Annotated in this window: 5 protein-coding genes; 2 read left to right on the top strand and 3 right to left on the bottom strand. The window is 68.4% G+C overall.

Annotated features, from left to right (window positions below; all coding sequences use genetic code 11):
* The 3 genes from V6M57_RS10470 to nanR form a co-directional block, all read right to left on the bottom strand.
* On the bottom strand, positions 1 to 855 hold an 855-nt coding region (locus V6M57_RS10470; RefSeq protein ID WP_332814933.1), incomplete at its 3' end, for a 3-keto-5-aminohexanoate cleavage protein.
* Between the two features lie 242 nt (positions 856 to 1097).
* Positions 1098 to 2810, bottom strand: coding sequence for a dihydroxy-acid dehydratase (gene ilvD, locus V6M57_RS10465; protein WP_332814932.1), 1713 nt, complete (start codon positions 2808 to 2810; stop codon positions 1098 to 1100).
* A gap of 39 nt (positions 2811 to 2849) precedes the next feature.
* Positions 2850 to 3596, bottom strand: a complete 747-nt coding sequence (nanR, locus tag V6M57_RS10460) for a transcriptional regulator NanR (RefSeq protein WP_332814931.1) — start codon at positions 3594 to 3596, stop codon at positions 2850 to 2852.
* A 271-nt stretch (positions 3597 to 3867) separates the two neighbouring features.
* On the opposite strand from nanR, the gene V6M57_RS10455 reads away from it, so the two are divergent.
* Together V6M57_RS10455 and V6M57_RS10450 are read left to right on the top strand one after the other, a co-directional pair.
* Positions 3868 to 4668, top strand: coding sequence for a 2-keto-4-pentenoate hydratase (locus V6M57_RS10455; RefSeq protein WP_332814930.1), 801 nt, complete (start codon positions 3868 to 3870; stop codon positions 4666 to 4668).
* Between the two features lie 44 nt (positions 4669 to 4712).
* On the top strand, positions 4713 to 5687 hold the full coding sequence (locus V6M57_RS10450) for a quinone oxidoreductase family protein (RefSeq protein ID WP_332814929.1): 975 nt from the start codon (positions 4713 to 4715) through the stop codon (positions 5685 to 5687).
* Positions 5688 to 6152 lie beyond the last annotated feature (465 nt).

Below are 6152 nucleotides of genomic sequence, written 5' to 3'. Positions count from 1 at the left end.
TGCCGGCGTTGCGACGGTTCCGCCAGCGCGTTCGATGCGCCGCACGGCGTCCTCGACCAGGCTCAGGTTGGAGGCCGTGGTGCCCAGCAGCGCGTCCTCCAGCCCCACCCGCACATGGCCCCCCCACTGAACCACGGGCGCAATCAGCGGGCAGATGTCCACGCCCAGGCCGGCGACCATCCAGGGCGCGCCTGGCGCCTCTTGCGAGAGCAGCTGCAGGTAGGACTGCAGGGCCTGCTCGCTGGGCCGGTAGCCGAAGGTGAACTGCTGCGAGAACATGAAGCGGTACATGGGCATGGGCGTGCCCGCCACGGCGCGGGCCAGCGCCGCACCCAGGCGCACATAGCCGGGCTCGTAGATGGCGAAACCCGGATGCAGCCTGTGCCTGGCGGCCAGCTCCAGTCCGAAGCGGATCGCCGCGGGCGTGTTGATGTCGACCACCGCCTTCTGGCCCTCGGCGATGTCGCGGTAGCTGACCAGGTTGGCTGATCCGGGGTCGACGATCAACCATTCGGCGAGCCCGCGCGCCGCCATGGATTCCAGGTGTGCATAGCGTTGCTGACCGGCATCGTCCTGCACCGCCTCGGCGTTGCTGAGGTAGCGGATCGCCGGGTAGACGACGGCGTCGACCTGGGCGCGAATCTGCTCGATGATGCGGGTCACCACATCGAGCTCGGTGGTCTGCTCGCCCGTGGCGGGGTTGTAGGCGTGAAAGTGGATGATGCAGGCGCCGGCCTTCGCGCATGCCACGGCCTCGCGCACGATTTCCTCGGGCGCCAGCGGTATGCCCGGCTGCGCCTTGCGGGTCCAGGGGCCGTTCAGCGCCACCTCGATGCACACCTTGCCTTGCTTCATGTTGCTCTATCCCCAAAGTAGGACCACCGCCCGATCAGACCGGTTGCCCGGCCGGCATTTTTCCGGATCGTTTGGGTGTGATATTTAATGACTTCAATCTTCGCCTTGCACCTGCGAAGCTTGGGCCAATCCTATTTGCGAGCGCCGGCTCTGGCAAACGACAACATTTCCTTTGCCTGTGATGAAAACTCACATCGCGGGCCCCTGGCCAGGGGCCGTCGTTCAGGCGCGCTGGTATCCGGTCACCGCGCTGCGCCGAAGTCACTGGTGACGGCGCCTTGCGAGGCGTCGGTCACCAAACGGGCGAATTTCGCGAGCACACCCGTGGTGTAGCGAGGCGGTGGTGGCTGCCATTGGGCGAGGCGCTGGCGCATGGCCTCCTCGCTGAGGTCCACGTCCAGCCGCCGCTGTTCGACGTCGATGCTTATGATGTCGCCATCGCGCAACGCGGCGATCGGGCCACGATCAACGGCCTCCGGGACGATGTGGCCGATCACGAATCCATGGGAGGCCCCGGAGAAGCGGCCGTCGGTCATCAGTGCGACCTGCTCGCCCAGGCCGGCGCCTTGCAAAGCCCCCGTCACGAGTTGCATCTCGCGCATGCCCGGGCCGCCACGCGGGCCTTCGTTGCGGATCACGATCACGTCGCCGGGGCGGATCTCGCCCTGCTTGACCGCCTGAAACGCATCCTCCTCGCGTTCGAAGACGCGTGCGGGACCGCGGTGCTGCTTGCGCTTTTGTCCGGAGACCTTGATCACGCAGCCACCCGGCGCCAGGTTGCCGCGCAGGATGGCCAGCCCGCCCTGCGGCTTGAGCGCCGCCGCCAGCGGCTTGATCACCTGCTGCGCCGCCGGCTCTACGGCACGCGCGATCTCCTCGCCCAGGGTCCTGCCGCTGACGGTGCGTTGCTCGAGGTGCAACAGGCCGGCTTCGCGCAGGCGCTTGCCCACGACGGCCATGCCCCCGGCCTCGAACATCTCGGGCGCGGTGTAGGTGCCCCAGGGCCTGAGGTCGGCCAACACCGGCGTCTTGCGCGAGATGTGGTCGAAGTCGTCGATCACCAGATCGACGCCGAACTCGCGCGCGATCGCCAGCAGGTGCAACACGGCATTGGTGGAGCCCCCGGTCGCCATCACGCCGGCAATGGCATTCTCGAAACTCGCGCGGGTGACCAGGGACCTCGGCGTCGTGCCCTGGCGCACCAGGTCCATGACGAGCCGGCCGCATTGCACGGCCACGTCCTCCTTGCGTCCGTCAGTGGCCGGAATGTCGTTGAACCCCATCGGCGACAGCCCGAGCATCGCGCAGGCCGTGGCCATGGTGTTGGCCGTGAACTGGCCGCCGCAGGCGCCGGCGCCGGGGCAGGCGTGGTCCTCGACGTCGCGCAATTCGTCGCGCGTGATGCGGCCCGCGTTGTAGGCGCCCACCGCCTCGTAGACCTCCTGGATGGTCAGCTTGCGGCCGTGGAACATGCCCTGGGTCGAGGCGCAGCGGCCCGCCTGGATCGATCCGCCATAGAGGGTCAGCCCCGGGATGTCGAGCCGGCCCAGCGCCATGGCCATGGCAGGGATGGTCTTGTCGCAGCCCGACAGGGTCACGAGGCCGTCGAACATGTGACCGCGCGCGACCAGTTCGACCGAATCGGCGATCAGTTCGCGGCTGACCAGCGAAGTCTTCATGCCCTCGCTGCCGGTGGTGATCGCGTCGTTGATGGCCACGGTGTTGACCTCCACCGGCGTGCCGCCGGCGGCGCGCACGCCTTCCATCACACGGGCGGCCAGGCTGCGGTGGTTGGCGTTGCAGGGCATGGTGCCGATCCAGCAATGCGCGACACCGATCAGGGGCCGCGTGAGGTCTTCGTCGCTGAAGCCCGCGGCCTTCATCATCGCGCGGGCGGCGGCCCGGTCGGGTCCTTCGAGTTGCGAGCGGCTGTTGCGGCGTGGGTCAAAGCGCATGGGGGTTTCCTGGCTGAAACAGAAGGGGGAGGCGCGCGATCAGGCGTTCAGGCGATAGCGATCGTTGGCCCGGTTGAGGTGGTTGGTGATGGCCGTCGCTGCGCCGTCCGGGTCGTGCGCGGCGATGCGCTCGAGCACCTGTTCGTGCTCGGCGATGACGCCGCGCTCGGCACCGGGGTCGGTGACCGCATCCCTGTGGAAATGCTCCAGCCATTCGAGCGTTGTGCGCGAGACCGCCATGAACACGGTGTTGCGCGAGATCGCCGCAATTGCGCGGTGAAAGGCCATGTCGGCCTTCAGGAAGCGCACCGGGTCGTCGATGCTCGCGCGCTGCTCGGCGATGGCGCTGCGCAGCACGGCGATGTCCTCCGGGGACGCCTTCGCCGCCGCCTGGCGCACCATCAAGACCTCAAAGCTCAGGCGCGCCTCCTTCAGATGCTCCAGCAGGAGCTGGGAGTTCGACAGCAGGTGCATGGCGGCGTCCGAGATCTGGGCCATCAAGGTGTCGGCCGACAGCGCCTGCACGCGCGCGCCTTCGCCATGCACGATGGCGACGAAGCCCATGCGTTCGAGCGCCTGCAGCGCCTCGCGCACGGCAGGTCGCCCGACCGAGAACATCTGCATCAGGTCGCGCTCCGAGGGCAGGTAGGCGCCGACCGGAAACTCTCCGGCACGAAGGCGGACGAGCAAGCGATCGAGCACCTCATGGGACAGTTTGCGGCGCTGGATGGGCGCCTTGGCCTCTGTCGCCCGGCTGGACTCCACTGAAATTTCATCATCATTCATGATGTCATCATACCAGTGCTTTTTTTGAAAGCAAGCGAGATGCAAGCCCCCAACACCATACAGAACCGTCCAGGAGCGCAATTTCCGAACAATATCAGGTCTATCGGCATGCCCAAACTCCACCGTCCCACGGTGCTGGACGCCTTGGATGCCGCCGCCCGAGCTCCAATTTCTGGCCTAACGCCAGGAGATTATGCTATCATCATACCAGTTGCGCCCGTCATGCCAGGGACGCCCGGACCCTTGACCCTTGACCCTTGAGCATTACGCCATGAACGAATCCGCGACCCAAGAAGCCGCCCGACTGATCTGGACGCACTGGCAGGCCGGCCAGGTGCTCGACGCCCTGCCGCAGGCCTGCCGGCCGGCGAACCGTGCCGAAGGCCATGCCATCCAGGCCCAACTGCCCCTGGTCTCCGGCCGCGGCGTGGAGGGCTGGAAGATCGCCGCCACCAGCACGGTCGGCCAGGCCCACATCGGCGTGAGCGGCCCGCTGGCCGGACGGCTGCTGGCGGGCCAGGTCGCCGCAGACGGGGCCACCGTGCCCTCGGCCGGCAACCGCATGCGCGTGGCCGAGCCCGAATTCGCCTTTCGCTTCGGGCGCGACCTGGCGCCGCGCGCCACGCCCTATGGGATGGCGGAAGTGCTCGATGCGGTCTACACCCTGCACCCCGCCCTCGAGGTGCCGGACTCGCGCTACGCCGACTTCGCCCACGCCGGCGAGGCCCAGTTGCTGGCCGACAACGCCTGCGCCCACCGCTTTGTCCTGGGCCCGGCCGCGCCCGCGGACTGGCGCGACGTGGATCTGCGCGCGCACCCCGTCCACGGACGCGTGAGCGGGGCGAGCGGCAGCCATTTGTCGCGCGAGGGCACGGGCGCCGCCGTGCTCGGCGATCCGCGCGTCGCCCTGACCTGGCTGGTCAACGAGCTGTCCGCGCTGGGCCTGACGTTGCAAGCAGGGCAGATCGTCACCACCGGCACCTGCATGACGCCGCTGGAAATCGAGCCCGGCGATTCGGTCACGGCCGACTACGGCCGGCTCGGCTGCGTGTCGATGCGCTTCGCGGCCTGAGCCTCTGAGCCGCCCCCTGGCCCCAACATGACGGAGATTTTCTGATGGCGCAGGCAATCGTGATCCGGAAAACCGGCGGCCCCGAGGTGCTCAAACTCGAGACAGTGGAGGTCGGCCGTCCCGGCCCTGGCGAGATCCGGATTCGACAGACGGCGATCGGCGTCAACTTCCACGACGTCTATGTGCGCTCGGGCCTGTACCAGACCCTGGGCCTGCCCGGCATCCCCGGCATCGAAGCGGTGGGCGTCGTCGAGGCGATCGGCGAGGGCGTTCGAGGGCTCGCTCCGGGCGATCGCGTGGCCTACCTCACCCAAGGCTACGGCGGCTATGCCTCGGAACGCCTGCTTGCGGCCGACCGGGCGGTGCGCTTGCCCGAGCAGGTCGATGATCGGCTCGCCGCGGCTGTCTTCCTCAAGGGCCTGACGGTCGAGATGCTGGTGCGCCGCGTGCACCCGGTGCGGCCAGGCGAAGTGGTGCTCGTGCATGCGGCGGCCGGCGGCGTGGGGCAAATGCTGAGCCGCTGGGCCAGGCAGCTGGGAGCGACGGTCATCGGCACCGCCGGCAGCGAAGCCAAGGCCCGAACGGCGCGCGAGGCGGGGTGCGAGCACGTCATCCTCTATCGGCAGGAGGATTTCGTGGCCCGCGTGCGGGACATCACCGGCGGCCGAGGCGTGGACGTCGCCTACGATGCGGTCGGCAAGGACACCTTCCTCGGCTCGCTGGACTGCCTCGCGCTGCGCGGGCACCTGGTCAACTTCGGCCAGGCCTCGGGCCCCGTCGATCCGCTGGCCGTCTCGCGGCTGAGCGCCAAGTCCAACACCCTGTCACGCCCGATGATCTTCCACTACGTGAGTGAGCGCGCCGAGCTCGAGGCCATGAGCGCCGCCCTGTTCGACGCCCTGGCGGCCGGCTGGGTCCATGCCGGCGCCGTTCGTGAGATCCCCTTGCGTGAGGCGGCCCAGGCCCACCGGATGCTCGAGTCGCGCGACGCGAGCGGCCCCCTGCTGCTCATGCCCTGACACGGGCCTGTCTCGCGGACCACCGGACCTGGTCAGGCCGGTACATCGGGCCCAGCCCGTCGCATCGGCATTGCGTCCGCGCGCACGGACGCAATGGCCCGGGCACACGATCGTCTACTTCGACGCCCGCCCCCGCTCGAGCTCGGCAAACGTCAGCTTCACCAGATCCTCACCGAGTTCCTTGGTGTACTTGTTGAACAGCGGCTTCATCTTCTCGCGCCAGCAGCGGCATCCAGAGCAGGCGCTTGTTCCAGTTGTTCATTTCATGTCTTCTTGGTCGGTTGGAAAATTCGGACAGTGCGGTCACTGTCCCGGGGCTTCGCGCCGCCTTGCGGGCGGCGCTCAGGAAGGGGAAAAGAGCCCGGCGCGCAACTGTGCCGGCGTTGCGACGGTTCCGCCAGCGCGTTCGATGCGCCGCACGGCGTCCTCGACCAGGCTCAGGTTGGAGGCCGTGGTGCCCAGCAG

The organism is Ramlibacter sp. (assembly GCF_036676645.1).
Classification (GTDB): Bacteria; Pseudomonadota; Gammaproteobacteria; order Burkholderiales; family Burkholderiaceae_C; genus Ramlibacter.
This window is presented reverse-complemented; position numbering and strand designations above follow the sequence as displayed.

What these genes read in the sequence shown, in the direction of transcription:
- ilvD (WP_332814932.1), bottom strand. Translation starts at nt 2,810, where the DNA reads ATGCGCTTTGACCCACGCCGCAACAGCCGCTCGCAACTCGAAGGACCC.
- nanR (WP_332814931.1), bottom strand. Translation starts at nt 3,596, where the DNA reads ATGAATGATGATGAAATTTCAGTGGAGTCCAGCCGGGCGACAGAGGCC.
- V6M57_RS10455 (WP_332814930.1), top strand. Translation starts at nt 3,868, where the DNA reads ATGAACGAATCCGCGACCCAAGAAGCCGCCCGACTGATCTGGACGCAC.
- V6M57_RS10450 (WP_332814929.1), top strand. Translation starts at nt 4,713, where the DNA reads ATGGCGCAGGCAATCGTGATCCGGAAAACCGGCGGCCCCGAGGTGCTC.